This is a genomic window from Reyranella aquatilis (assembly GCF_020880995.1).
Lineage (GTDB): Bacteria > Pseudomonadota > Alphaproteobacteria > Reyranellales > Reyranellaceae > Reyranella > Reyranella aquatilis.
In genome coordinates, this window is the sequence record NZ_JAJISD010000003.1 from 164,870 (window position 1) to 189,652 (window position 24,783).

General features: G+C 66.8%; 22 protein-coding genes and 1 riboswitch. Of the genes, 12 read left to right on the top strand and 10 right to left on the bottom strand.

The window, feature by feature from the left end; translation table 11 throughout:
- Position 1: 1 nt before the first annotated feature.
- Positions 2–913, top strand: coding sequence for a non-homologous end joining protein Ku (gene ku / locus LJ725_RS08925; RefSeq protein WP_230550305.1), 912 nt, complete (start codon positions 2–4; stop codon positions 911–913).
- Positions 914–951: 38 nt separating this feature from the next.
- Here ku and LJ725_RS08930 read toward each other — a convergent pair whose 3' ends face one another.
- From LJ725_RS08930 to LJ725_RS08945, 4 genes are read right to left on the bottom strand one after another with little or no spacing between them, the layout of a single operon-like run.
- Positions 952–1,731, bottom strand: a complete 780-nt coding sequence (locus tag LJ725_RS08930; protein WP_230550306.1) for an ABC transporter ATP-binding protein — start codon at positions 1,729–1,731, stop codon at positions 952–954.
- Positions 1,728–2,684: a FecCD family ABC transporter permease gene (locus tag LJ725_RS08935; RefSeq protein WP_230550307.1), complete on the bottom strand. Its 957-nt coding sequence runs from the start codon at positions 2,682–2,684 to the stop codon at positions 1,728–1,730. The genes LJ725_RS08930 and LJ725_RS08935 overlap by 4 nt, the downstream gene beginning before the upstream one ends.
- Complete coding sequence (locus LJ725_RS08940; protein ID WP_230550308.1) at positions 2,681–3,505, bottom strand: ABC transporter substrate-binding protein; 825 nt, start codon at positions 3,503–3,505, stop codon at positions 2,681–2,683. Before LJ725_RS08940 ends, LJ725_RS08935 begins: the two co-directional genes overlap by 4 nt.
- Complete coding sequence (locus LJ725_RS08945; protein WP_230550309.1) at positions 3,502–4,350, bottom strand: carbon-nitrogen hydrolase family protein; 849 nt, start codon at positions 4,348–4,350, stop codon at positions 3,502–3,504. Before LJ725_RS08945 ends, LJ725_RS08940 begins: the two co-directional genes overlap by 4 nt.
- 79 nt (positions 4,351–4,429) lie before the next feature.
- Positions 4,430–4,629, bottom strand: a riboswitch (cobalamin riboswitch).
- 102 nt (positions 4,630–4,731) lie between these two features.
- On the opposite strand from LJ725_RS08945, the gene LJ725_RS08950 reads away from it, so the two are divergent.
- The 5 genes from LJ725_RS08950 to LJ725_RS08970 are packed head-to-tail and all read left to right on the top strand — an operon-like array spanning position 4,732 to position 9,667.
- Entirely contained in the window at positions 4,732–5,352 is a 621-nt protein-coding gene (locus LJ725_RS08950; RefSeq protein WP_230550310.1) for a histidine phosphatase family protein, read from the top strand.
- A gap of 54 nt (positions 5,353–5,406) precedes the next feature.
- Entirely contained in the window at positions 5,407–7,266 is a 1,860-nt protein-coding gene (gene mnmG, locus LJ725_RS08955; protein WP_230550311.1) for a tRNA uridine-5-carboxymethylaminomethyl(34) synthesis enzyme MnmG, read from the top strand.
- Position 7,267: 1 nt separating this feature from the next.
- Positions 7,268–7,903 carry a 16S rRNA (guanine(527)-N(7))-methyltransferase RsmG gene (gene rsmG, locus LJ725_RS08960; RefSeq protein ID WP_230550312.1) on the top strand — a complete coding sequence of 212 codons (636 nt, stop codon included), beginning with the start codon at positions 7,268–7,270 and terminating at the stop codon, positions 7,901–7,903.
- Positions 7,827–8,660, top strand: coding sequence for a ParA family protein (locus tag LJ725_RS08965; protein ID WP_230550313.1), 834 nt, complete (start codon positions 7,827–7,829; stop codon positions 8,658–8,660). The genes rsmG and LJ725_RS08965 overlap by 77 nt, the downstream gene beginning before the upstream one ends.
- Entirely contained in the window at positions 8,657–9,667 is a 1,011-nt protein-coding gene (locus tag LJ725_RS08970; protein ID WP_230550314.1) for a ParB/RepB/Spo0J family partition protein, read from the top strand. Before LJ725_RS08965 ends, LJ725_RS08970 begins: the two co-directional genes overlap by 4 nt.
- Positions 9,668–9,676: 9 nt before the next feature.
- On the opposite strand, the gene LJ725_RS08975 is transcribed toward LJ725_RS08970, so the two are convergent.
- A complete protein-coding gene (locus LJ725_RS08975; protein WP_230550315.1) occupies positions 9,677–10,153 on the bottom strand; it encodes a hypothetical protein in 477 nt (158 codons plus the stop codon).
- A 125-nt stretch (positions 10,154–10,278) separates the two neighbouring features.
- On the opposite strand from LJ725_RS08975, the gene LJ725_RS08980 reads away from it, so the two are divergent.
- The gene (locus LJ725_RS08980) at positions 10,279–10,662 is read left to right on the top strand and encodes a ferritin-like domain-containing protein (RefSeq protein ID WP_230550316.1); all 384 of its coding nucleotides are present in this window, start codon (positions 10,279–10,281) and stop codon (positions 10,660–10,662) included.
- Positions 10,659–11,486 carry a family 1 encapsulin nanocompartment shell protein gene (locus LJ725_RS08985; RefSeq protein ID WP_230550317.1) on the top strand — a complete coding sequence of 276 codons (828 nt, stop codon included), beginning with the start codon at positions 10,659–10,661 and terminating at the stop codon, positions 11,484–11,486. Before LJ725_RS08980 ends, LJ725_RS08985 begins: the two co-directional genes overlap by 4 nt.
- Here LJ725_RS08985 and holA read toward each other — a convergent pair.
- The 4 genes from holA to LJ725_RS09005 all read right to left on the bottom strand — a co-directional run bounded on the left by holA (position 11,483) and on the right by LJ725_RS09005 (position 20,358).
- A complete protein-coding gene (gene holA, locus LJ725_RS08990; protein WP_230550318.1) occupies positions 11,483–12,526 on the bottom strand; it encodes a DNA polymerase III subunit delta in 1,044 nt (347 codons plus the stop codon). The genes LJ725_RS08985 and holA overlap by 4 nt on opposite strands.
- A 35-nt stretch (positions 12,527–12,561) precedes the next feature.
- Positions 12,562–12,729 (bottom strand): hypothetical protein, encoded by a 168-nt coding sequence (locus tag LJ725_RS08995; RefSeq protein ID WP_230550319.1) that lies wholly within the window; start codon positions 12,727–12,729, stop codon positions 12,562–12,564.
- A gap of 28 nt (positions 12,730–12,757) precedes the next feature.
- The gene (leuS, locus tag LJ725_RS09000) at positions 12,758–15,355 is read right to left on the bottom strand and encodes a leucine--tRNA ligase (RefSeq protein ID WP_230550320.1); all 2,598 of its coding nucleotides are present in this window, start codon (positions 15,353–15,355) and stop codon (positions 12,758–12,760) included.
- Positions 15,356–15,546: 191 nt separating this feature from the next.
- The gene (locus LJ725_RS09005; protein WP_230550321.1) at positions 15,547–20,358 is read right to left on the bottom strand and encodes a PAS-domain containing protein; all 4,812 of its coding nucleotides are present in this window, start codon (positions 20,356–20,358) and stop codon (positions 15,547–15,549) included.
- A 241-nt stretch (positions 20,359–20,599) separates the two neighbouring features.
- Here LJ725_RS09005 and LJ725_RS09010 point away from each other — a divergent pair, with 241 nt between their 5' ends.
- From LJ725_RS09010 to LJ725_RS09020, 3 genes are all read left to right on the top strand, one after another.
- The gene (locus LJ725_RS09010) at positions 20,600–20,872 is read left to right on the top strand and encodes a hypothetical protein (RefSeq protein ID WP_230550322.1); all 273 of its coding nucleotides are present in this window, start codon (positions 20,600–20,602) and stop codon (positions 20,870–20,872) included.
- Positions 20,873–21,048: 176 nt separating this feature from the next.
- Entirely contained in the window at positions 21,049–21,495 is a 447-nt protein-coding gene (locus LJ725_RS09015) for a hypothetical protein (protein WP_230550323.1), read from the top strand.
- 40 nt (positions 21,496–21,535) lie between these two features.
- Positions 21,536–22,258 (top strand): response regulator, encoded by a 723-nt coding sequence (locus tag LJ725_RS09020; RefSeq protein ID WP_329958351.1) that lies wholly within the window; start codon positions 21,536–21,538, stop codon positions 22,256–22,258.
- Positions 22,259–22,347: 89 nt separating this feature from the next.
- Here LJ725_RS09020 and LJ725_RS09025 read toward each other — a convergent pair whose 3' ends face one another.
- Entirely contained in the window at positions 22,348–22,929 is a 582-nt protein-coding gene (locus tag LJ725_RS09025) for a DUF3576 domain-containing protein (RefSeq protein ID WP_230550325.1), read from the bottom strand.
- Between the two features lie 399 nt (positions 22,930–23,328).
- Here LJ725_RS09025 and LJ725_RS09030 point away from each other — a divergent pair, with 399 nt between their 5' ends.
- The gene (locus LJ725_RS09030) at positions 23,329–24,687 is read left to right on the top strand and encodes a porin (RefSeq protein WP_230550326.1); all 1,359 of its coding nucleotides are present in this window, start codon (positions 23,329–23,331) and stop codon (positions 24,685–24,687) included.
- Positions 24,688–24,783 lie beyond the last annotated feature (96 nt).

Genomic DNA, 24,783 nt, shown 5'->3' on the forward strand with positions numbered 1-24,783 from the left:
CATGGCCAAGCAGAAAGCGATGCGACCGACCTGGGAGGGCCATTTGCGCCTCTCGCTCGTCACCTGCCCCGTCGCGCTCTACACCGCGACAGAGCACAGCGCCGACATCCATTTCAATCTCATCAACCCGAAGACCAACAACCGCATCCGTATGCAGACGGTCGATGCGGGCACCGGCGATCCCGTCGATCGCGCCGACCTGGTGAAGGGCTTTGCGGTCTCGAAGAACAAGTATGTGCTGCTGGACAAGGACGAGCTCGACGCGGTGCGCCTGGAATCGACGCGCATTCTCGACATCGAGGAATTCGTCGACGCGTCCGAGATCGATCGCATCTACTGGGGCGAGCCTTATTATCTCGCACCTTCGGGGAAGACCGGCATCGAAGCCTATTCTGTGATCCGCGCCGCCATGGCGAAGCAGGAGAAGGTGGCGCTTGGCCGCGTCGTCATGCACCAGCGCGAGCGCATCTGCGCGCTGGAGCCGCGCGACAAGGGCATCCTGCTCACGACCTTGCGCAGCCACGACGAGATTCGCGCGACATCGCAGGTGTTCGACCGCAGCCTGCCCAAGCCCGACGGCCGCATGCTGCAGATCGCGGAGAAGATCATCGAGCAGCAGGATGCCAAGTTCGATCCGTCGCGCTTCACGGATCGCTACGAAGACGCGTTGCGCGAGTTGATCGCGAAGAAGAAGAAGGGCCAGCCCGTCGTCTCCGAGGCGCCGGAGCAGGACGAGGAGAAGGTGGTCGATCTCATGGAGGCCTTGAAGAAGAGCCTCAAGGGCGGTGGCGGTCCCTCGCGGGACAAGGCCGATCGCTTTCTCGAGGCGCACGGTCGACAGAAGGCGAAGCCGGCCGCAAAGGCCAAGACGCGGGCGCGCAAGAAGACAACATCGCGCAAGCGCGCGGCTTAGAGTTGTTGGAGCGCGCCCTCCAGTGGCGCGCTCGATCGCTACTGTCGCCGCTCCCAGGCGACGGGCTGCATGACGCCGTCGACCAGGACATGGTGGAAGCCGACGCCGTAGGCGGCATCGATGACATCTGCCGCAAGGGCGGCGGCAGGCGGGCCGTCGGCGGCAACGACTCTATTGGCGAGGACGATCACACGATCGGCGAAGCGAGCCGCCAGGCCGAGATCGTGCAGCACCACGATCACGCAGGCGCCGCGGGCGGCTTCGGCCCGCAGGATTTCCATTGCCTGCAAGGCGAAGGCCGGGTCGAGACTGGCGACCGGCTCGTCGGCCAGCAGCACGGGCGCTTCGGTCGCCAGGGCGCGGGCCATCATGATGCGGGCCCGTTCACCCTGGGAAAGCGTATCGATCGAGCGATGCGCCAGGGCGCTGCCATCGACCCGGTGCAGCGCGCGCTCGACGGCCTGCGTGTCGGCGGCCCGGGCGGGTCGGCTGAGATCGGCGCCATGCGGCAGCCGGCCGAGCGCCACCACGTCGTGCGCCCGCAGCGGCCAGTAGGCCGATGCGGCTTGCGCGAGAAACGAGATTCGGCGGCCGCGCGCACCCGGATCGATCCCCGCCAGCGGCGCGCCCTCCAGTTCGACCCGGCCCATGGCGGGCTGGTCCAGTCCCGCAAGATGGCGCAGCAGGGTCGTCTTGCCCGCCCCGTTCGGGCCGACGATCGCGGTGACCTCGCCGCATGCGAAGGCGAGATCCAGGCCCGAGAGGATTTCCTGCTCTCCCCGCCGGCTGACCAGGCCGCGGACTTCGATCGCGCTCATGCGGCAAGCCAGGCGGCGCGGGCCCTGCGGACGGCGCGCACCAGGAACGGCGCGCCGACCAGCGAGGTGACGACACCAAGCTGGAGTTCGTAGGCCGTCGGCAGGAGGCGCACCGCGATGTCGGCCACCAGGACCAGGGCGGCGCCGACCAGCATCGAGGGCACGAGCGTCGCGCCGGGCCGGAAATCGACCCGTGCGCGCACGAGGTGCGGTGCGATCAGGCCGACGAAGCCGATTACGCCGGCGACCGAGGTGGCGGCGCCGACCATGAGCCCGACGCCGAGTGTGAGCCTCAGCCCGAGCGAGCGTGTGTCGACGCCCAGGCTGCGCGCGGTGTCCTCGCCCAGCGACAGCGCATCGAGCCAGCGACCCGCGCCCAGCACGATCGCCGCCCCGGCGATCATGAACGGCGCAGCGATGGCGAGGTAGCGCAGGTCTCGGTCGACGATCGAGCCGGCCAGCCAGAGCGAGATCTCCTGATAGGCGAAGGGGTTGGGCGACAGGGCCAGCACCAGCGAGATCAGGGCGGCGGCGATGGCGTTGATGGCGACGCCCATCAGCAGCAGCGACACCGTGCCGGTGCCCGACCGGACCGCGCTCATCAGCAGGGCGACCGCGATGCCGGCGCCCGCGATCCCGGCCAGCGGCAAGGCCAGCGCAAAGGCGGCGGCCAGGCCGCTGTAGAAGGCGCAGACTGCCGCGAAGCCGGCGCAGGCGGAGACACCGATCACGCCGGGCTCGGCCAGCGGGTTGCGCAGCCAGCCCTGCAGCACCGCGCCGCTGAGGCCGAGTGCGCCGCCGATCAGCAGGCCGAGGGTGGCGCGCGGCACGCGCAGTTCCCAGACGATCGCCCAGCCGACCTCGTTTCCCAGCCGCCAGGGCCACCAGGCCGGGCCGACGGCGAGCGACAGCAGATAGAGCCCGGTCACCAGCAGGATCAGCCACCGGTTCACGGTCGCGCCTCCGCCAGAAGACGGATCGCGTCGAAATTCTCGGGTCCGGCGCAGAGAGTGAGCTTCTTCGGCAGGGACAACAGCCGGCTCTGCCCGGCCAGCGCCGCCAGGGCGTGATGGTCGACGAATTCGGTGGCGCGCGCCGGGCTGGCGTTGGCCGCGCCGTCGAGGACGAGCAGGCCAGGCTGGTTGGCCAGTACCTGTTCCAGGGACAGTCGGCCATAGGCCGGCACCCCGAGTTCGGCCGCGAGGTTGCGGAAGCCCGCGAGACGAAGAATTTCGTCCATCAGGCTGCCCTTGCCGGCCGTGCCGCGATTGGCATCCAGCACGATCGCGGTTCCGACCGGGGCGCCGGCCCAGGCAAGCAGGCGCTTCTGCTGGCGCATGTCGGCGATCAGTACCTGTCCGATTTCCGCGCGGCCCAGCGCGACGGCGATGCGGTCCACGATCGTCTCGGCGTCGTCGATCGAGGCGCCCCACGGCACTTCGAGGATGCGGATGCCGGCGCCGCGCAGCAGGCGCTTCGGCGTGGCGTGCGAATCGCGGTCGAAGATCACCAGATCCGGCCGCAGGGCGAGGATCGATTCGACGGTCGCCCGCACGGTGGGGATGAAAGCCGCGCGATCCGCCAGCACCGAGATGCGGGGATCGCGCGCGAGATAGCTCACACCGACGAGCTGACCGGGCGCGGCGAGACGCATCGCGATCTGGTCGAGGCAGAGATTGACCGTCACGACGCGTTGTGGCGCCTGTGCGGCGGCGTTGCCGGTGGCGAGCAGCCCGGCACAAAGTACACAGATCAGTGTACGGACGACGCTCATGCGCGAGGGACCGTCTCGACGCGCCAGTTGGCCAGCCGGCGCGCGTCCGGCGCCCAGTCGACCAGGGCGAGCCCCGGCTGGGGGAAAGCGTGCGAAAAGGCGATCGCACCGCTTACCGCGGCGACCGAACAGGCGGCATCGAAGTCCAGCGCGTCGCATCCCGTGCGGTTGCAGACGAGGACAGGCCGGCCCGTGGTCGAGGAGGCGCGCTCCCATTCGCCGCTCGGACCGTGGAGGCCGGGCGCCCAGGCGGCCGACGAAAGGAGAAGGTCGATGCCTTGCGCGGCGGTCTCGTCGACCAGCCGTGGCGAATACATGTCGGCGCAGACGAAGAACCCGACGCGGCCGATGCCGTCGACGGCGATCACCGTCGGTCGATCGCCCGGCGTCGACCAGGATTCCGACCCAACGCGCAATGCGTTGATCTTGCGATGCCGGCCTGTCAGGCGGCCGTCGGGCGCGAACACGATCATGCTGTTGAACAGCGCATCGGACGTCGCCTCTGGCGTCCCCAGCACCAGCGTGGCGCCGATGTCGCGCGCCAGTGCGCCGGCCCAGGCGAACAGGTCGGCCTGGCCTTCGGCGATCCAGCCGGTCCCGATGAGGTCGCGAAAGCCGTAGCCGCTGACGGCCAGCTCCGGCGTGACGACGAGACGTGCGTCGCGGGCGGCGGCCTGACGGGCGCCCTGCTCGATGGAATGGCGGTTGGCCGCGATCTCGCCGGGTCGCGGCGCCAGATGGAGGAGCGCGATCGTGCGGGTCGAGGCGGCGATGGCGTCGGTCACGGCGGACAAGGCTACGCCACCGGCCAGGACTTGCAGCAAGTTTCGACGGATCGGCGTCATCGACGGATCTCCCCCACGGCTCGCACTCGGCGCGTCACCGCTCGGTTGACCGTCCCGCTGGATCATCCCGTCCATCGGAAGAGCGACGCTATCGCCGGCAGGTCTTCTGGCTCGCGGGTCAAAGCTCCTGCCCGTCTTCCCGGACTTGCGTCCAGTGACATGTGGGCTCTCGCTCGCCGCTCACAGCTGCGGGTACAGCTGCCGATTGGCCTCCGGGGAGGCGGCACGGCATTCCCTGTTCGCCTCCGGTTAGGGAGGACCGTCGATCCCAACCCCGTAAGGCAAGCGCCTTCCGACCGTCAAGGCGGGACGCCGATCGACTTGAGCGCGCCGGAGCCGATTTCCAGCGGTCGGCGCCGGCGCGTGCGATAGACTGGCGGCATGACCCGGATTTTGCTGACCCGCCACGGTCACGTCGACGGCATCCGGCCCGCCCGTTTCCGCGGCCGTGCGGAACTGCCGCTGACGGCGCGCGGACTGGCGCAGGCCGACGCCTTGGCCAAGCGCATCGCTCGGCAATGGAAGCCGGCTGCCGTCTACACCAGCGCGATGCAGCGATGCATCATGACCGGTAACCGGGTTGCAGAGGCATGCGGGATTCCCGCAGAGGTATATCAGGGTTTGGGCGACATCGACTACGGCGCGTGGCAGATGCGCACGCATGAGGAGGTCGAGAAGGAAGCGCCGGATGCCTATCGGCTGTGGCGACAGGCGCCGCATCTGGTGCGCTTTCCCGGCGGGGAATCCTTGCAGGACGTCGTGGCGCGGACGTCGGACGCTTTGCGTCTCATGATGGCGCGGCACCGCGAGGAGACGGTGGTGCTGGTCGGTCATGACAGCGTGAACCGGGCGCTGCTGCTGCAGCTTCTCGACCAGCCGCTCTCGGCCTACTGGAAGCTGGCGCAGGATCCGTGCGGCCTCAGCGAGATCGAGATCTTCGCGGGAGGGGATGTGCGGGTCGGCTTCCTGAATGACACGAGCCATCTCGAGGGAATCGTCTAGGCCGGCCTGAGGATAACTGGACCATGGCCGACCGGGCGGCGTAAAAGGCCGCCCATGCGGGCCTTTTCATACGACGTGATCGTGGTGGGCGGTGGCCATGCCGGCTGTGAGGCCGCGGCAGCAGCCGCGCGGATGGGCGCGCGCACCCTTTTGCTCACCCACCGGGTCGAGACGATCGGCGAGATGTCGTGCAATCCGGCGATCGGCGGATTGGGCAAGGGCCATCTGGTCCGCGAGATCGATGCGCTGGACGGCATCATGGGCCGGGCCATCGACCGGGGCGGTATCCAGTTCCGCACCCTCAACCTCTCCAAGGGCCCTGCGGTGCGCGGACCGCGCGCCCAGGCCGACCGCAAGCTGTACAGGCAGGCCGTTCAGGACCTGCTGGCCGAGCAGGCCGGGCTGGAAATCCGCGCCGAGTCGGTTGCAGACATAATTCTGGATACACGTGGCGCGTGTGCCGGCGTGGTCACGGAGTCTGGTGCGGAAATCGGCGCTGGGCGTGTGATCCTGACGACAGGCACGTTCCTGCGCGGCCTGATCCACATGGGGGAAACCAAGATTCCCGCCGGTCGCGTCCGCGGCGACGGGGTCGAGGAGCCTTCCACGGCGCTGGCCCGCACGCTGGATCGGCTGGGCTTCAAGCTGGGGCGGCTGAAGACCGGCACGCCGGCGCGGCTCGACGGTCGGACGATCGACTATGGTGCGCTCGAGCGGCAGGACGGCGACGACCCGCCCCGGCCGTTTTCGTATCTGACGCAGAGGATCACAACGCCGCAGATCCCCTGCCATATCACGACGACCACCGCTGCGACCCACGAGATCATCCGCGCCAATCTTCATCGGGCGCCGATGTATTCCGGCCAGATCGAGAGCGTGGGTCCGCGCTACTGTCCGTCGATCGAGGACAAGGTCGTGCGTTTCGGCCAACGAGACCGACACCAGATCTTCCTGGAACCGGAAGGACTGGACGACTTCACCGTCTATCCGAACGGCATCTCGACCTCGCTGCCCAAGGAGGTCCAGCTGGCGATGCTGCAGACCATTCCGGGTCTGGAGCGGACCGAGATGATCCGGCCGGGCTATGCCATCGAGTACGACCATATCGATCCGCGCGAACTCCAGGCCACCCTCGAAACCCGCCGCGTCCCCGGCCTCTACATGGCCGGTCAGATCAACGGCACCACCGGATATGAGGAAGCGGCAGCCCAGGGGCTTGTCGCCGGCGTCAATGCGGCGGCATCCAAGCCGTTCGTTGTCGACCGCGCAGATGGCTATATCGGCGTTCTGGTCGACGACCTGGTCTCTCTGGGCGTCACCGAGCCCTATCGCATGTTCACGTCCCGAGCGGAGTATCGCCTGTGGCTGCGCGCCGACAATGCCGACCAGCGCCTCACGCGGCGCGGACTGGACGCCGGGTGCGTGGGTGCCGAACGCGCTGCGATGTTTCACGTGAAACATGAGACCCTGGAGGCGGCGCGGGCTCTGGCGCAAGGTCTGAAGATCACCCCCTCCGCCCTGGCCAAGCGCGGCGTTGCAATCAACCAGGATGGTGTTCCCCGGTCGGCGCTGGATCTCCTGGCCTACGCCGAAATCGACTGGGACCGGGTCGTCGGCCTCTGGCCCGAACTCGCGGCGATCTCGCCGGAGGTCGCGGAGCAACTGACGATCGATTCGCGCTATGAGGGATACCTCTCCCGTCAGCGGGGCGACATCGCCGCCTATCGGCGCGACGAAGCTTTGGCACTCCCGACCGATCTGGACTATGGCGCCATCGGTAGTCTCTCGACCGAAGTCCGCCAGAAGCTGGAAGCCAACCGACCGGCTACCCTCGGCCAAGCCGCCCGCATTTCAGGCGTCACCCCGGCCGCCTTGGTCGCTCTCCTGAAGCATGTCCGCCGGCGCGCCGCCTGACATGGACCCGCTCGCGGATGTTTCACGTGAAACACGAGCCCGGCTGGAAACTCTCGTCGAGACTCTGGAGCGATGGCAGAAGGCCATCAACCTGGTGGGACGAAACACCCTGGAGGGCGCCTGGAAGCGCCACATCCTGGATTCTGCCCAGGTCGTGCGTCAAATCCCTGCCGAGGCCAAGACCCTCGCCGATCTCGGAAGCGGAGGTGGCTTTCCGGGCCTTGTGATCGCCGCAATGCGTCCCGACCTCGACATCACCCTCATCGAATCCGATGCCCGGAAAGCGGCCTTCCTCGGCGAAGCGAGCCGGAAAATGGGTCTGGAGAAACTTCCTCGGCTCGTGATCAAGCGCATCGAGGTCGCCGAACCCGTCCGGGCGGAAATCGTCACGGCGCGTGCGCTGGCACCGCTGGCACAATTACTGGCCTGGGCGGACCGCCACAGATTGGATACCGGTATTTGTCTGTTCCATAAGGGCAAAGAGTGGCAGGCAGAGGTGGACGAGGCCAGGAAGAGATGGGATTTTACCTGCGAAGCCATTGCAAGCGTGACCGATCGTGATGCCGTCATCCTCCGAATCGGCCCCTACGGCCCCACAGATCTTCGCGATCGCCAACCAGAAGGGCGGGGTCGGTAAGACCACGACGGCGATCAACCTCGCGACCGCTCTGGCGGCGGTCGGTGAGAAGGTCCTTTTGATAGACCTTGATCCCCAGGGAAACGCCTCCACGGGACTAGGGATATCCCGTAGTGAGCGCTCACCTGGTTCCTACGAATTCTTGCTGGGCCTGAACCCGCTCGATTCTTCGGTGCGCGCGACGCAGATTCCGGGCCTCGACGTCATGCCGGCGGCCGGCCAGCTCGCCGGGGCCGAGATCGAACTGATCGACCTGGAGCGCCGCGAGCATCGCCTGGCCGAGTCGCTGGCCGCACCGGGCAACGACGCCCGCCATCGCTGGACGATCGTCCTGATCGATTGTCCGCCCTCCCTCGGTCTCGTCACGCTCAACGCCCTGGTCGCCGTCGATGCGGTGCTGGTCCCGCTGCAGGCGGAGTTCCTGGCCCTCGAAGGCATCGGCGCGCTCGGCAACACGATCGAGCGGGTCAAGAAGCGACTCAATCCCAAGTTGCATATCTTCGGCGTCGTCCTGACCATGGTCGACCGCCGCATGACTCTCAGCCAGCAGGTCGTGGCTGACGTGCGCGCTCACTATGGCGAGCTGGTCTTCGGCACGACGATCCCGCGCAACGTCCGCATCGCCGAGGCGCCCTCGCATGGCATGCCGGTGCTGATCTACGACAATGCCTGCGCCGGATCGCAGGCCTACATCCTGCTGGCGAGCGAGTTCATCCGCCGCCGGCGCCTCGCAGCAGAACAGGCGATTGTCCCATGAGCCAGCCCCCGAAACCGCGCGGTCTCGGCCGCGGCCTGTCCGCCCTCCTCGGCGATGACGAAGTCGCCTCCGCCGTCACGCCGACCGCGCCCGCCCCGCCCGCGGCGGTGCCGACCGCGTCGTCTTCGGCGCCAACGGTCTCGGCGCCGGCCGCATCGGCCGACGGCGGCGAGCCGGCCCGGGCCGCGGCCAACCGCACGCCGATCACCCTGCCGATCGGCCAGCTCAAGCCCGGCAAGATGCAGCCGCGCACCAGCTTCGAGGGCATCGAGGCGCTGGTCGAATCGGTCAAGGAATATGGTCTTCTACAACCCATCCTTGTGCGCCCGCTGCGCGACGCGGCCGATTCCTACGAGATCATCGCCGGCGAACGGCGCTGGCGGGCGGCGCAGAAGGCCCAGCTCCATGATGTGCCGGTCGTCATCCGCACGATCGACGATCTGGATGCCCTGCAGATCGGCCTGGTTGAAAACCTGCAGCGCTCCGACCTCACCGCCATCGACGAGGCGCAGGGCTACAAGCGCCTGATCGACGAGTACAAGCACACCCAGGAAGACATTGCGCGGATGATGGGCCGCAGCCGCCCGCATGTCGCCAATACGATCCGCCTGCTCGACCTGCCGCCCGCAGTCCAAGAGATGGTACGGGACGGACAGCTCACTGCCGGTCTGGGACGTGCCCTGATCGGGGTGCCCGATCCGCTGGCCATGGCGAAACAGGCGGTCGCGGAAAAGCTCTCGGTGCGCGATCTGGAGCGGCTGGCGGGCGACACCAAGAAAAAGGCCAAGGGCCTTGCCGGCGGCGGGGCAGGCAAGGGCAAGCCCGGCGCGGCCGGCGGCTCGCCCAAGACGGCCGATACGCGCGCGCTTGAGAAGCGGCTGGAGGAGGCGCTGGGCCTGAAGGTTGATCTCACGCTGCGCGGCCTCGGCGAGCAGAGCGTTCTCACCTTGGAAATCCGCGACTTCGACCAGCTCGACACGGTGGTCGACAAGCTCACGCGGCGCTAGCGCGTCCTGTCAGTTCGACCAGCCCGCGCCCATCGCGCGATTGCCGGCGGCGACCGCCGCCCGTCCCTGATCAGGGGCCACCTCGGTCGTGCGGCAGCGTGGGTTGAGCGGAAGGCCCGGCCAGATCACGGCCTCGACGAAGCGCGTCTCTCCCGGCGCGAGATTGACCGTGGCGGCCAGTGCCGGGTCCTGCGTCAGCGGCGCATAGCTCTGGATGCTGCAGGCAACGACATGCGGGCCCGGCGCGACATCGACCCGGATCCACGTCCTGTCCGCCAGCGCGCCGACCGGCTGCTGGTTGTCGGCGATGTTGAAGATCGCCTCGGTTCCCAGCATCGAGCTTCGATAGACGTAGAGGGCCGAACGGCCGGGCGGCGGCGGATCCAATCGCTTGCCTTCCGCGTCGGCGCCCGTCCCCGCCATCGGCACGGTGGCACATCCCGCGAGGAGAGACGCGACCGTCAGCAAGAGTCCCAGCGTGCGCACGCGCATCTCCTTCGAAGGTTGTCGGGGGATGGAACGCGTTCGGACGTCGGCACGTTGCGCTGCTCATACCGCGATGGCGTCATCGCGCGCGGGAACTTTCACCGTGTCCCGGCGTTTGCCTGCTCATGGCAAGTGAAACGCTGCACGAAGACCCCGATAAGCTCGGCGCCGAGGTGATCGATCGCCATCGCGCCATCGCCTCCATCATGGAAGAACTCGAGGCGGTCGACTGGTACGACCAGCGCGCCAAGGCGACTTCCAATTCGGAGCTGCGATCCATCCTCGAACACAATCGCGACGAGGAAAAGGAGCACGCGGCCATGACGCTCGAATGGCTGCGCCGCAACGATCCCAAGATGGACGAGCATCTCCGAACCTTCCTGTTCAAGGACGGCCCGGTCACCCAGATCGAGGCCAGCATGATGGGCAAGGAAGACGGTGGTGAAGCCAAGCAGGATTCCGACGGCAGCCTCGGGATCGGCAGTCTCCGTCAGGTGAACAAGAAATGAAGAATCATCTTTTCCGCGATCGCGCGCCCATCACACCGGCCGGCTGGGAAGAAATCGAGACCGAAGCCCGCCGGACGCTGCGCGCGATGCTTGCGGCGCGTCGCGTCGTCGACTTCAAGGGTCCGCTGGGCTGGGGCGCTTCCGACGTAGAGCTCGGCCGGGCCGATCCGATCGCCTCGCCGCCCGGCGGCGAGAACGTGCGCGCTCTCTTGCGCCGCATCCAGCCGCTCGTCGAACTGCGCATTCCCTTCGAAGTGAGTCGCGCCGAACTCGACGCCATCGACCGCGGCGCGCGTGACCCGGATCTCGATTCGGTGACGGATGCGGCGCGCGAGATCGCCATTGCCGAGGACCGCGCGATCTTCCACGGCTACCAGGCGGCGCAGATCACCGGCATCTGCGAAGCGCAGAGCGGCCAGTCCGTTGCGCTCGGAACTAGCCACGCCGACTATCCCGATGCCGTCGCCGCGGCGTTGAAGAAGCTGCGCGACGAGGGCGTCGACGGCCCGTTCGCGATGGTGCTGAGCGAGCAACTCTACAAGGACCTGACCTCGCGCACCGATGGCGGCTATCCGATCCTCAGCCACGTGCAGCGACTGATCGACGGTCATGTCTATGCGGCGCCGGGCCTCGACGGCGGCCTGGTAATCTCGCTGCGCGGCGGCGATTTCGAACTGACGGTCGGTCAGGACTTCTCGATCGGCTATCTCGATCACGATGCCGAGCGCGTGCGGCTCTACATCGAGGAGAGTTTCACCTTCCTCGTCCTGTCGCCGCAGGCTGCCATTCCGCTGGTTGCCGGTACCGGCAAGACCCCGCGTTAGCGGCGCGCCTTCGCCGACCGCGCGGCTTGGCTGAGGCGGAGACACAGCCGGCGGGCAATCGCCTCGTCGGGCAGGCCCGTTCGCTTGCACTCGATCTCGGCCTCGAGAATGGCCGTGAGCGCCGAACTCAGCCGCGTGAGCGGCCAAGCGCGCACATGGCGCTCGAACCGCTGTCGCACCGGTCCGCCGCGCGGCAGCCCCCTCGCCTTGAACATCGCGCCTTCGAGGTTGCCGCCCTTGGCCGCGTGTCCCGAGACGAGATGCAGCTGGTCGGCGTGTCGCTGCAGGGAGCGCACCAGCTGGATAGGATTGCCGCCTTCGGCGAAGACGCGGTCGAGAGCCCGGTCCAGACCGACCAGATCGCCGTCGAACGTCGCGGCGATCACGTCGTCGATGCCGATGGACGCGGTGTCGCCCAGAACGGCCATCGCATCTTCCAGGGAGATCGTCCTGCCGCTGTCGGTGCCCTTGTAGAGAAGCAGCTTGTCGATTTCGCCGCGCGTCTGACCGCGATCGCCGCCCAGCCGCTCGACGATCCACTCCAGTGCGTCGGGCTCGACGGTCATGCCCTGCGCGCGGGCGGCACTTTCGACCAAGCCTTCCAGTGCGGCGTCGTTGTCCATGTAACAGGGCAAGGCGGCCAGCGTGGCCTCGGTTTCCGCGAGGGTGCGCAGATTGGAGCGCGGCGTCAGGTTGCCCGCCTCGACGATAATGAGCGCATCGCCGGCGCTGGCCGCCACGAGATTCTCGAGAGCGGCGGCCGATTCCTCTCCCGCCGGCCGGACGCGGATCACGCGCCGGCCACCCATCATGGACATCGCGCCGAATTCGTCCGCGAGCCGCGCCGGATCCTGCTTCAGCGCGTCGCCGGCGATGTCGACGACGCGGAACGGGTCCTTGAGGTCCTCGCAGACGGTCTTGGCCAGCGCCACGGCCCGCTCCGCAACCAGCCCGTCGTCGTTGCCGTACACGACGACGCCCCGGATCCGCGGATCCGGCTTCTTCAGGAACGCTTCGACCTGGCGGGCTTCGATCTTCACCGCGCCTCTATAGCATGGGCGGCGCTTCGGTAGGGTCAGCCCTTGTCGGCCCCCGATTCGCCGTCGTTCGATCCGGAACCGCCCTCGCCCAGCTTCGCGCGCTCGCGCGCGGCGCGCTTGGCTTCGGCCTTCTCGGCGACCTTGATGGCCTTGAGACGCTCGCGTTCGCGACGCTCGAAGTCGTAGTTCGGCTTGCGTGCCATGTGCTGGCCCTCCCTGGCTCTGCGGCCCCTAGACCACGACGTTTACGATGCGATTGGGCACCACGATCACCCGCTTCGGCGTCTTGCCGTCGAGTCCGCGCACCAGTTCGGGCAGCGCCAGCGCGGCGGCTTCCGCCAGGTCCTTGGGCGCATCCTTGGCGAGCGCGATGGTGCCGCGCAGCTTGCCGTTCAACTGCACGGCGACCGTGACCGTATCGTCGACCAGCAGCGCATCCTCGGCCAGCGGCCACGGCGCATCGGCCAGCAGGCTCTTGTGGCCGAGCGCGTGCCAGAGTTCCTCCGCGAGATGCGGCGTCATCGGGCCGATCAGGCGCACGAAGATCTCCAGCGCCTCGCGCAACGCCCAGCGTGTCGACTCGTCGGTGGCCTTCACCGCGTCGATTGTGTTGGCGAACTCGTAGAGACGCGCCACCGCCTTGTTGAAGTGGAAGGCCTCGATGTCGGCGGAGATGCCGGCGATCGACTTGTGCGCGGCGCGGCGCAGCGCGGTCGCGGCGTCGGAGAAGGTCGCGGGCCTGGCCGTGCCGATCGCCGGCAGCGTTTCGATCGCCTGCGAGGCGATGCGGAACAGGCGCTGCTGGAAGCGCCAGGCGCCGGTGACGCCGGCCTCGGTCCATTCGAGGTCGCGCTCGGGCGGACTGTCGGACAGCATGAACCAGCGTGCGGTGTCGGCGCCGTAGTCGCGGATGATCTCGTCCGGATCGACCACGTTCTTCTTCGACTTGGACATCTTCTCCGAGCGGCCGACCTCGACCGGGCTCTTGTCGGAGAGGCGCACGACCTTGCCGCCGTCGACGCGCTCGATCTCCTCGGGCGTCAGCCACGTCCCGTCGCTCGCGCGATAGGTCTCATGGCAGACCATGCCCTGGGTGAACAGGCCGTCGAACGGCTCGTCGCGGCTGGTCATCTGGACCTCGCGCATCGCGCGGGTCCAGAAGCGCGAATAGAGCAGGTGCAGGATCGCGTGCTCGACGCCGCCGATGTATTGATCGACCGGCATCCAGTACTGGTTCTCCTCGCGGTCGAACGGCGCGGTCTCGAGACCCGGCGAGGTGAAGCGGTCGAAGTACCAGCTCGAATCGATGAAGGTGTCGAACGTGTCGGTCTCGCGACGCGCGGGCTTGCCGCAGGTCGGGCACGGGACGTGTTTCCACGTCGGATGTCGGTCGAGCGGATTGCCCGGGCGATCGAAGGTCACGTCGTCGGGCAGCTGCACCGGCAGGTCCTTGTCCGGCACCGGCACGACGCCGCAGCTCTCGCAATGGATCGCCGGAATCGGGCAGCCCCAGTAGCGCTGGCGGGAGACCAGCCAGTCGCGCAGGCGATACTGCGTCGTGCCCTTGCCGACGCCCATCTCCTCGAGACGCGCGATGACCTTGGCCTTCGCCTCCTCGACGCCCAGCCCGTCAAGGAACCCGGAGTTCACGATCAGGCCGTCCTCGACATAGGGCGCGGCCGCGATGTCGAGCTTCTCGCCATTGGCCGGCGCCACCACCTGCAGGATCGGCAGGCCGTACTTGGTCGCGAATTCATGGTCGCGCTCGTCATGGCCGGGGCAGCCGAAGATCGCGCCGGTGCCGTATTCCATCAGCACGAAGTTGGCGGCGAAAACCGGCACGGTCTTGCCCGAGATCAGCGGATGCTTCGCCAGCAGCGGCAGCTTGTAGCCCTGCTTCTCGGCGGTCTCGACTTCGGCGGCCGCGGTGCCGGTCTTGCGGCATTCGGCAACGAAGTGCTGCAGGCCGGGGTCGGTCGAGGCCAGGCCCTGGACCAGCGGATGCTCGGCCGACAGCGCCATGAACGAGGCGCCGAACAGCGTGTCGGGACGGGTCGTGAAGATTTCGAGCTGGCCATGGTCGGCGCCCGAGGCGTCGGTCAGTTCCCAGAAGACGCGCGCGCCGCGGCTCTTGCCGATCCAGTTCGCCTGCATCAGGCGCACCTTCTCAGGCCAGCGGTCGAGAGTGTCGAGGCGGCTCAGCAGCTCGTCGGCGAAGTGGGTGATCTTGAGGTTCCACTGGGTGAGCTTGCGCCGCTCCACGGGGGCGCCGGTGCGCCAGCCCTTGCCCTCGATCACCTGCTCGTTGGCCAGCACCGTGTTGTCGACGGGATCCCAGTTGACCCAGGCCTCCTTGCGGTAGGCGAGACCGGCCTTCCAGAAGTCGAGAAACATCTTCTGCTGGTGGCGGTAATAGCTCGGGTCGCAGGTCGCCAGCTCACGGCTCCAGTCGAGGGACAGGCCCATCGACTTCAGCTGCTTCTTCATCGTGGCGATGTTCTCGTAGGTCCACTTCTTCGGATGGACCTTCTTCTCCATGGCCGCATTCTCGGCCGGCAGGCCGAACGCGTCCCAGCCCATCGGATGCAGGACGTTGAAGCCCTTGGCGCGCTTGTAGCGGGCGATCACGTCGCCCTGCGTGTAGTTGCGCACGTGGCCCATGTGGATGCGCCCCGACGGATAGGGGAACATCTCGAGCACGTAGTATTTCGGCCGTGCCTTATCCATCGCGGCCTTGAAGGTCTGGCGCTCTTCCCAGACTTTCTGCCACTTGCTCTCGGTTTCGCTGAAATTATAGCGCACGGTCGGTGCGACGGGCGTGGACGACACGGAGACCTTCCCGAAAAAAGGATGTTCCCGAAAAAAGCCGGGGGCTGCAGCGGATGCCCGCTACGGCCCCTCCCGTCAAGCTTTTGGCAGAAATGGCCGGTCTCGTCAGCGCGCCCGACCGCAGCGGCCCGGCCGCGTCGGAATGGTGCGCACCGAAAGCGACAAGGATACTCCGGCGGCGGCCGCACCCCTCAGTCTGGCCCGGGCAGGGTCCGGACGACTCGCGACCATTCCGCCAGAACCGCCGCGGCGTCGGAGCTGCTGCCGGATTGCTCCAGGGCGGCCGCCAGATCCCCCAGGCGCAGCGCCCCTGCCGCACGCGCAGCACCCTTGAGCTTATGCGCAAGGTCGGTAAGTCGGCCGGCGTCATCCGCCGCCGCCTCGATTTCCGCTACGACCGCGCCACCCGCGCTGCGAAAACGCCGCAGCACGCGATCGATCATGACCTGGTTCTCACCGAACATCTGGGTCACCACGGACCGGTCGATGGGTTCGTCGGGGGCCCCACTTCCGTCGCCCGGGGAATTCGCATCGGGCGCGCGCATCCAGCGTTCCACCGCCTCTCGCAGCCTGTCGAGGGTCAGAGGCTTGGTGAGGTATCCGTCCATGCCGGCCGCCAGGCACTTCTCGGCCTCGCCTTTCAGGGCGTTCGCGGTCAGGGCGACGATGGGCGTGTGGCGGCCGGTGGTATTGGTCGCCTCCTCCGCGCGGATCTGGCGCGTCAGCTCGAAGCCGTCCATGTCGGGCATGTGGATGTCGGTCAGGATCAGCGAATAGACCTGCGTACGCCACTTGGTGAGGCCCTCGATGCCGTCCGCGGCGGTATCGACCGCCACGCCGAGGATCTCGAGCTGGCCGGTGAGGACCTCGAGGTTGATCGGATAGTCGTCGATCGCCAGCACGCGGCCATCGGCGATTTCGACGGAGGGTGCGGGCTTCGGAACGGCTTCGACGACCGAACCCTCGGCGCGGGCAAGATCGAGCGTGACGGTGAAGGTCGATCCCCGGCCCGGCGTGCTTTCGACCGTCACACCGCCGCCCATGAGCTCCGCCAGCCGGCGCACGATCGACAGACCCAGGCCCGTTCCGCCGAACCGGCGGGTCGTCGAACTGTCGGCCTGGGAGAACGGCTGGAACAGCCGTGAGGCCTGCTCCTCCGTCAGACCGATGCCGGTGTCGGCTACCGACAGGGCCAGTCGCACGCGCTCGTTTGTCTCCGAAACGGTCCGGACCTGGACGCGGATTTCACCGACCTCGGTGAACTTGATGGCATTGCCGATCAGATTGAAGAGGATCTGGCGAACACGCGTGGCATCGCCCCTGAGGCGATCGGGCGTCCCCGGTTCGATCAGCGTGCTGACGGCAAGACCCCGACTCTCGGCCTGAACGGACAGCGTCTCGCTGATTCCCTCGACGACGGCTCTGAGCTGGAAGGGCGCCTCCTCGAGTTCCATGCGCCCGGCCTCGATCTTGGAGAAGTCGAGCACGTCGTCGATGATGCGCAGGAGCGCCGCCGCCGACGTGCGCACCGTGCGCACGAGACGCTTCTGGCGTTCGTCGAGCGGTTCCCGCTCCAGAAGTTCCGCCGTGCCGATCACGCCGTTCATCGGCGTGCGGATCTCGTGGCTGATGGTGGCGAGAAAGGTCGATTTGGCCTGGTTGGCGGCTTCCGCGGCATCGCGTGCCAGTTCGAGTTCCGACTGCCGCCGCTTGAGTTCGGTGATGTTGCGGTAGAGAGCCAGCGTGCTGCCGTCCTTCAACGGTATATGGGTGTACTCGATGTGGCGACCACCCGGCAGCTCGCGCTCGAAGCGGCTTCCATTGGGATCGAAGATCAGCTTCATCCGGTCCTCGATCGACAGAACCTTGCCGTCCATGATCATGACATCGCCGCCGTCGACCTCCGCCTGCAGGAGATCGACGATCTTCTTGCCCTGACCGAACGACTCCGAGGGGAAACCGAAGATCTTGCGCGCCCCCCTGCTGAAGAGGGCAAGCCGCCGCTCGGCATCGAACAGGGCCACGCCGTCGGTCATGCCGTCCAGCACCGTGCTCATGAGCTTGCGCGCCGCTGCCGTCCTGTCGCGTTCGAGTTCGATCTCGATCTGTCGCCGCTTCAGTTCGGTAATGTTGCGGTATATGCCTAGCGTCCGGCCGTCTCCCACCGGCCGGTAGATGAACTCGCAGTGCGTGCCCGATGGGAGCGTGCGCTCGAACTGACAGCCGGCGGGATCAAGAATTCGGGCAATGCGCTCTTCGACACCGAGTACCCGGCCATCGACCACGACCGCGTCGCCCGCCGCAATCTGCGTTCGCACTAGGTCCTGAAGCGTTAGTTTGCGGGTCTCCTCCTCCGAGATTCCGAATGAGTTCTTGAACTCCTGCCTCACGGCGCTGTTCATCATTGCAATGCGGCCATCCGGCATGAACAGGCTGAACCCATCAGTCAGGGCTTCCAGAATGGTCGTTGTTAGCTTGTGGGCCGCGTCCAGCTCGTCGCGGGCCTGTTCGAGCTCAGCTTGTCGGCGGCGAAGAGCGGTGACGTCGCGCACGAGCGCCATTGTGTTGCCCTTGCCGACCGGCTTGAAGGCAAACTCCACATGGCGCCCCGAAGGCAAGAGACGGTCGGAGCGGCTGCCCTTGGGATCGAGACACAGGGCCAATCGCTGCTCGAGCGTCAGCGGCGTGCCGTCCTCCGCATAAAGATGATCGCCGACGGCGATCTGGGCGCGGATGATATCGTCCAGCCGGACGGGATCCGGTATCGCTTCCGGCTTTAGCCCCAGGCTCTGGGCGGAGAATTCCCGGTTGGTGTAGATCAGCCGGCGCTCCGGGTCGAACACGGTTACGCCCAGTGGCAGGCCCTTGAGGATGTCCGACATCAGGTTGCGCGTCGCATTGACTTCCTCCTGCGCCTTCGCGAGTTCGCTCTGCTTCTGGGCGAGTGCGGTGATGTCGCGATAGACGCACAGCGTCCGGTTGGCGCCGACCGGCATGAACAGGAACTCGACGTGACGTCCGGAGGGGAGCGTGCGCTCGAAGCGGGTGCCGCCTGGTGCGAGGACACGCCTGACGCGCTCGTCGACCGTGAGCGCTCGTCCTTCGACGAACACACGATCGCCGGCTTCCTCCTGGGCCCGAACGATCTCCGTCAGCAGGGTGCCGGGCCGGATGATGAGTCCGGCATAGCCGAACAACTCGGACATCATCTTGTTGGCGTACAGGACCTGCTGGCCCTCGAGCAGGCCGACGCCGTCTGGCATGGCGTCCAGAACCGCGCCCATCAGCTGCTGGCCAGCTTCCATCCTGTCGAGGGTCCGCTCCAGCGCGACCTGGCGCTGCTTCATCTCGGTAATGTCGCGATAGATGCCGAGACGGCGGCCGTCGCTCAGGCGACGATAGAAGCGTTCGACATGCCGGCCCGAACGCAGGACGCGCTCGGTCCGCCCGCCTTCGACGATGCGGGCGAGCCGCTCTTCGACCGACATCGCCTGGCCGTCGGCAAAGACCCGGTCCCCCGCGGCATGCTGAAGATCGAGAAGCTCCGCCAGGGTCCTTCCGGCAATCGACGACGGCGTCGACACGCCGAAGTAGTTGCAGATCGCCTGGTTCGCATAGAGCAACCGCAACCCGTCATCGAACAGGACGAGCCCGTCCGTCATGTTGTCGAGCACCTCGCTCAGCAACGCGCGGGCCTCGAGTGTCTCTGCATGAGCCGCCGCAAGGGCGGCTTCGCGGCGCTTGCTCTCGGTAACGTCGCGATAGTGGCCCGCGGTCCGACCGTCCTTGAGTCGTTCGAAGCGATACTCAATATGACGGCCGGAAGGCAGTTGGCGCTCGTAGACCGCGGGCTCGCCGGAAAGGATGCGCTGCGCGCGCTGCTCCGCGGAGAGGGCAACGCCTCCCACGATCACGCGATCGCCGGCGGCCTCGATGATCTCGAGAGCCTTGACGATCTCCATGCCGCAGGGCTCCAGGCCCTCGGCGAAGTCGAAGAGCGCCGCCAGCGCCGGGTTGCAGTACAGGATGCGGCCTTCGCCAAACAGCGCGACACCGTCCTTCATGCTGCCCAGCACGGCTTCCATCAGGCCACGCGCCTCCTGCGTCGCGGCATGGGACCGCTCGAGTTCCTCTTCCCGATGCTTCAGTTCAGTGACGTCGCGATAGATGCCGAGCGTCCGGCCATCGCCCACTGGTTGGAAGGTGAACTCGACATGTCGTCCCGTGGCCAATTGCCGGACGAACCGGTTCCCGCCGGGCTTGAGTGCGAGTTCGACGCGCGCATCGGCGGAGAGTGTTTCGCCGTCTTCCGCAAGCCGTTCGCCGGCGTCGATACGCGCACGCGCGATCTCCTCCATCGACATGCCCACCCGGATCGGCTCCTTGCCAGGCAGGATCATGTGTTGATGAAGGGCATTGTTGACGTAGGCGAGCCGGCGATCGGCATCGAACAGCGCCACCCCGTCGGTCATCGTGTCGAGGATCGTGCTTGTCAGCCGGTGCGCGTCCGCGAGTTGGTCCCGGGCTTCCTTCAGCTCGGACTGCCGCCGCTTGTGATCGGTGATGTCGCGACAGACGCAGAGCGTCGTTCCTCCATCGAGGGGCCGGAACAGGATCTCGCCGTGCCGGCCGTTCGGCAGCGCGCGCTCGAAGCGGCTGCCCTCCGGGACGAAGATCTGCGCCATGCGCTCGTCGATCGACAACACGTTTCCGTCGACGACAATGCTCTCGCCTGCGGCCTGCCGGGCCAGCAGCATATCCTCGGCTTTCGTGCCCGGTGGCACGGGCCCGATGCCGAGGAATTCCTGCGCCGCGCGGTTGATGTGAACGACCCGGCGGTCGGCATCGAACAGCGCGATACCGTCCGACATGCCATTGCACATGGATTCCATCAGCGTTTCGAGGGCGCCGAGCCGTTCGCGGGCCTGCCGCAACTCGGCCTGGAGGGCCGCGACGTCGTGCCCCTTCGCGTCGTCGTCGACTTGTTCGCGGGTATTGGACATGACTTATTCTAGACGCCCGGACGTTTCCGGCCTGTAACGCGAGCCCCGGGAAATGTTTCGTGGGTTTCGCGAGCCCTGATCCCATCGACAGCCGGCCCGTCCCCCGGGGCCGGCGTGTGCGGCGCAACCTGCGAAACCAAAGGGCCGGGTCGCGCAGTCTTCGGGAAACCGGGGACATGCATTGTCCTCCCATCGACGGACGGCATCCCGCCGCCCGCCACACCCAAGGGGAGAGACTTTCATGTTTACCAAGTTCGCCATCGCCGCCGCCGCCACTGCCCTTCTCGCCGCCGCCGTCGCCGTGCCGGCCAGTGCCCAGATGCTGCCGAAGCAGCCGACGACGTCTGCCAACAGCACACCGACCCCGAAGCCCGCGCCCCCGGTGTCGCTGCCTTCGCAGCAGCCGACCGGCTCGATGAACATGCCCCGCGTACCGCAGCAGCAGCCCGCGCCGCGTCCGGCCCCGGCGCCGCGCCCGGTGCCCAGCTCCTCGTCGCAGCTGCCGACGCGCTGACAGGCCCGGGCAGTAGCTTCCCAGGAAGAGCCAACGACGGCGCCCCTCGCGGGCGCCGTTTTCTTTTGGTCGCAGAAGATCGAGTCACCGACGAAACAAAACAACGGACTCGCGCAATCGTCGGGATACCGCGCCCGGGCACGCTGGTGGCGTCCGAAGAATGAAGGATCACGCGGATGTTTCGTGCTCTGGCTCTCTTCCTTGCCTTGCTCTCCCTGTCCGGCCAGGCGCGTGCCTTCAGCCCCGAAGGCGCGACGGCGACGGTCACCGATTTCGGCGGTCGTCATGGGTTTGCGATCGGCCTCTCGGGGTCCGATACGACGCTGGCCGAGAAGCCGGCCGACGATCGCTTAACGATGACCCGGCTGGCGACGATCGGGGCGTCGTGGTCGCGGGGTGCCTTCTATGTCGGGGTTTCGGCCGGCCACATGGACTACGCGCAATACATCGTCCCGAGGTACGCTGTCGGATCGGCAAAGCTCGCCAGCGTCTCGATCGGCCACTCAATCGCCGATGTCTCCGGTGGAACGCTCGCGATCGGGGTGGGCGCTCACCGTTACTACTTCGACCAGGCCTCGATCGGACTCGTCACGGGAAGCCTGCGTTGGTCGCGACCGTTTTGATGTACTTTCATACCGCGCTTTCTTGCGGTAACTTATTGCAGTGGTTAGGCCAAAAGATCAGCGCCCGCACGTCATCGTCGTCGAAGACGAGGATTTTCAACGCGAGACGTTGCTCGATTTTCTGAACGAGAATCACTTCCGCACTTCGGGCGTGGATTCGGGCGCGGCGTTGCGCAAACTCGTCGAGAAGGATCCGCCCGCGCTCGTCCTGCTGGATCTCCGCCTGCCCGGCAGCGAGGACGGCTTTGCCTTGGCGCGTTTCCTGCGGGAGCGCAGCCGCAAGACCGGCATCATCATGCTCACGGCGAGTGGCGACACGATCGACCAGGTGGTCGGGCTGGAAACCGGAGCCGACGACTATGTCGCCAAGCCCTACGAGCCGCGCGCACTGCTGGCGCGCATCAAGGCGGTGCTGCGCCGGGCCGGCGGAGCCGAGGCGGCAACGACCGGGGAGCGGGTGCGCATGGGCAAGTGCCTGCTCGACCTGCAATCGCGGCGGCTGGTGGCGCTGACCGGGGAGGAGATCCCCCTGCGTTCAGGCGAGTACGAGCTGCTGAAACTGTTCGCGGAGAATCCCAACCGGCCGCTCAGCCGCGACTGGCTGCTCGAGACCACCAGCCATCGCGAGATGGAGGCGTTCGACCGCGCGATCGACATCCGGATCCTGCGAATCAGGCGCAAGATCGAAGTCGATCCGGCGCGACCGACCTCGATTCGGACCGTGCGCAGCGCAGGCTACATGTTCGTGCCGCCGGACGACTGACCTGGTCGTCCGGGAAACGACGGACGTCGGCTTGGGGAAGACCTTTACCCGGTGAAGGCCACGCCGGCTGGACCGGAAGAGCGAACGGCTCAGGAGCCGCCGGCGATGCGAAGCTGCCGGGCGCGCGTCAGGATGGCGTTCTCGATGTCGATGTTGGTCCGCGGGTCGACCTGCGCGTCGACCCAGTTGCCGCCCTTGGGGCTGGTCTGCTGCTTGAACACCGAGACCCGGACGCCATCGGCGCGCAGGTCGCGATCGAGGATGGTGACCTGAACCTTCATGCGCTCGTTTGGCGTCTCCGACGGCGTGTACCAGTCGGTGATGATGACGCCGCCGAACGGATCGGCCGACACCAGCGGGATGAAGTTGATCGTGTCGAGCGACGCGCGCCACAGATAGGCGTTCACCGCCACGCCGGTCCCGGAATTGTCTTCCTTGGCCTGGGACTTGGAGCCGAACAGACCGCCGGGACCGAATAGGCTACCCTGCTCTTGCGTGCGACCGCCGAGGCCGGTACGCACATCCGACTTGGAACGATTGCCCGAGGGGCCGGTCGCCCGTTCGTAGTTGGTCGTGTCGTCTGTGCAGGCCGTCAGACCGGCCAGGGAGACCCCGGCGAGAAGGACGGCCGCTGCGGACGCTAGGCGGAAAATTCTCGACGAACCCGACATATGAAGGCGCCTTATGTTCCAGGCCGCAGACGCGGAGCGGCGGCAGCGGCGGACCATAGGCCCAACAGCTAGTGAACTGCAAGCGGCGGAATAAGGCAAAATAACAAGTCCTTCGACAAAATCCACAAGGGAGGACGTGTGGGTCTTTGAGAAAAACTTATTGCTGTGCCTTCATCGCGCGAGGGTGGATGCCACCGGGAAATGTGACAAAGACGCCACAGGTGCGGGCAGAATGGAGCGGCCGGGCGACCATTTCTTGACCCTCGTTTTCGTGAAGTGTTTTATAGCCCTGCCGCATTGGCGTGTTCTGTGAGTCTCCCGTTCGGGCTTCCAGTTTCTCGCCGGTCGGACAGGCCTTTTGGTACGTACCAGTCTCTGATCAATGAGAGAGGGAGAATGATGAAGAAGCTTCTACTCGGCTCGACCGCCTTGGTCGTTGGCGGGCTTATGGCCGCCCCGGCCATGGCCGCCGACCCGATCAAGATCGGCGTGGGTGGTTACTACACCTTCTACGCGATCGCCGGCGGCATCCAGTCGACCTATGCCACCAACGGCACCTGGGCCCAGTATCGTGGCCTGCAGTTCCAGCAGGAAGGTGAAATCCACTTCATCGGCCAGACCAAGCTGGACAACGGAACCTCGGTCGGCGTTCACGTCGAACTCGAGGGCTGGAACCCGGCGGGTCAGACCCAGACGATCGACGAAGCCTTCCTGTTCGCCTTCGGCGACTGGGGTCGTGTCGAGTTCGGCGGTCGCGATCCGGCCTCGTACCGTATGTACTACGGCACGCCGTCGGCCCTGATCGGCTTCGGCGCCATTCAGCACAACACGAACTTCGCCTGGGCCAACCAGTCGGTCATCTCGACCAACAAGGCGTGGTTCCATGCGACGACCACGACCAACGCGGGTCAGCAGCAGGACGGCCAGGGCATCAACTACTTCACGCCCCGCTTCCAGGGCCTGCAGATCGGTGTCGGCTATCGTCCGAAGGTGCTCGTGAACAGCACTGGCGGCCAGGGCCTCTCGACCGGTCCGGGTAACGTTGCCGGCGCTTGCGGCTACAACAACCCGACCTCGGCGGCGAACTGCCCGACCAACGACTACACCTATCAGGACATGTTCGACATCGGCGCGAACTACCTGAACAAGTTCGGTGACGTCACGGTCGCGCTGTACGGCTCGTTCATGTACGCCAACTTCGTTCCGGGCAACAACCCGTTCGCCCCGGCTGCGAACATGGCGACTGGTGCGAACCTGACGTCGTGGAAGCAGTGGGTCATCGGCGCCCAGTTCGGCTTCAAGGGCTTCACCCTTGGCGGCGCGATCGGCTGGGACAACAACGGCCTCGGCTCGAACTACTACACCGGCGTGAACAACGACACCCGCTTCTACACAGCTGGCCTCATGTACGAGACCGGTCCGTGGCAGATGTCGGTGGGCTGGACCGGTTCGTACAACACGAACGGCAACGGCTCGGTTGGCTGCGCCACCATCGCCGTCGCTGCCACCACCTGCACCACCCCGGCCGCCACTGGCGTCCCGGGCGTGAACTCGACCGCCTTCGGTCCGGGCAACAACCCGGCCAACCTCGCCTTCGGTATGGAGTCGGTCAACAAGTGGGAAATCGGCGTGAACTACGCGCTCGGGCCGGGCGTGAAGCTCACCGGCGGTGGTCTGCTGTACACGGCTTCGGGCCCCTCGGCTGCCGTCTCCGGCAACAGCTGGGGTCTGCTGATGGGTATGGACCTGCGCTTCTAGTCGCAGGACAAACCGGAAAATGGAGAGAGCGGGCGAAAGCCCGCTCTTTTCTTTTGGGGGATTCGCTGCCGCCTGCGCGCGTCCGCCGTGGCTTCA

Excerpts from the sequence above, each read along its gene's own strand:
- LJ725_RS08985 (WP_230550317.1), top strand. The coding sequence starts at position 10,659 with ATGAAGAATCATCTTTTCCGCGATCGCGCGCCCATCACACCGGCCGGC.
- mnmG (WP_230550311.1), top strand. The coding sequence starts at position 5,407 with ATGCGGGCCTTTTCATACGACGTGATCGTGGTGGGCGGTGGCCATGCC.
- LJ725_RS08945 (WP_230550309.1), bottom strand. The coding sequence starts at position 4,350 with ATGACGCCGATCCGTCGAAACTTGCTGCAAGTCCTGGCCGGTGGCGTA.
- LJ725_RS09025 (WP_230550325.1), bottom strand. The coding sequence starts at position 22,929 with ATGTCGGGTTCGTCGAGAATTTTCCGCCTAGCGTCCGCAGCGGCCGTC.
- LJ725_RS09030 (WP_230550326.1), top strand. The coding sequence starts at position 23,329 with ATGAAGAAGCTTCTACTCGGCTCGACCGCCTTGGTCGTTGGCGGGCTT.
- LJ725_RS09010 (WP_230550322.1), top strand. The coding sequence starts at position 20,600 with ATGTTTACCAAGTTCGCCATCGCCGCCGCCGCCACTGCCCTTCTCGCC.
- LJ725_RS08980 (WP_230550316.1), top strand. The coding sequence starts at position 10,279 with ATGGCAAGTGAAACGCTGCACGAAGACCCCGATAAGCTCGGCGCCGAG.
- LJ725_RS08940 (WP_230550308.1), bottom strand. The coding sequence starts at position 3,505 with ATGAGCGTCGTCCGTACACTGATCTGTGTACTTTGTGCCGGGCTGCTC.
- LJ725_RS09015 (WP_230550323.1), top strand. The coding sequence starts at position 21,049 with ATGTTTCGTGCTCTGGCTCTCTTCCTTGCCTTGCTCTCCCTGTCCGGC.
- ku (WP_230550305.1), top strand. The coding sequence starts at position 2 with ATGGCCAAGCAGAAAGCGATGCGACCGACCTGGGAGGGCCATTTGCGC.
- LJ725_RS09005 (WP_230550321.1), bottom strand. The coding sequence starts at position 20,358 with ATGTCCAATACCCGCGAACAAGTCGACGACGACGCGAAGGGGCACGAC.
- LJ725_RS08930 (WP_230550306.1), bottom strand. The coding sequence starts at position 1,731 with ATGAGCGCGATCGAAGTCCGCGGCCTGGTCAGCCGGCGGGGAGAGCAG.
- LJ725_RS08965 (WP_230550313.1), top strand. The coding sequence starts at position 7,827 with ATGCCGTCATCCTCCGAATCGGCCCCTACGGCCCCACAGATCTTCGCG.
- rsmG (WP_230550312.1), top strand. The coding sequence starts at position 7,268 with ATGGACCCGCTCGCGGATGTTTCACGTGAAACACGAGCCCGGCTGGAA.
- LJ725_RS08950 (WP_230550310.1), top strand. The coding sequence starts at position 4,732 with ATGACCCGGATTTTGCTGACCCGCCACGGTCACGTCGACGGCATCCGG.
- LJ725_RS08970 (WP_230550314.1), top strand. The coding sequence starts at position 8,657 with ATGAGCCAGCCCCCGAAACCGCGCGGTCTCGGCCGCGGCCTGTCCGCC.
- LJ725_RS08995 (WP_230550319.1), bottom strand. The coding sequence starts at position 12,729 with ATGGCACGCAAGCCGAACTACGACTTCGAGCGTCGCGAACGCGAGCGT.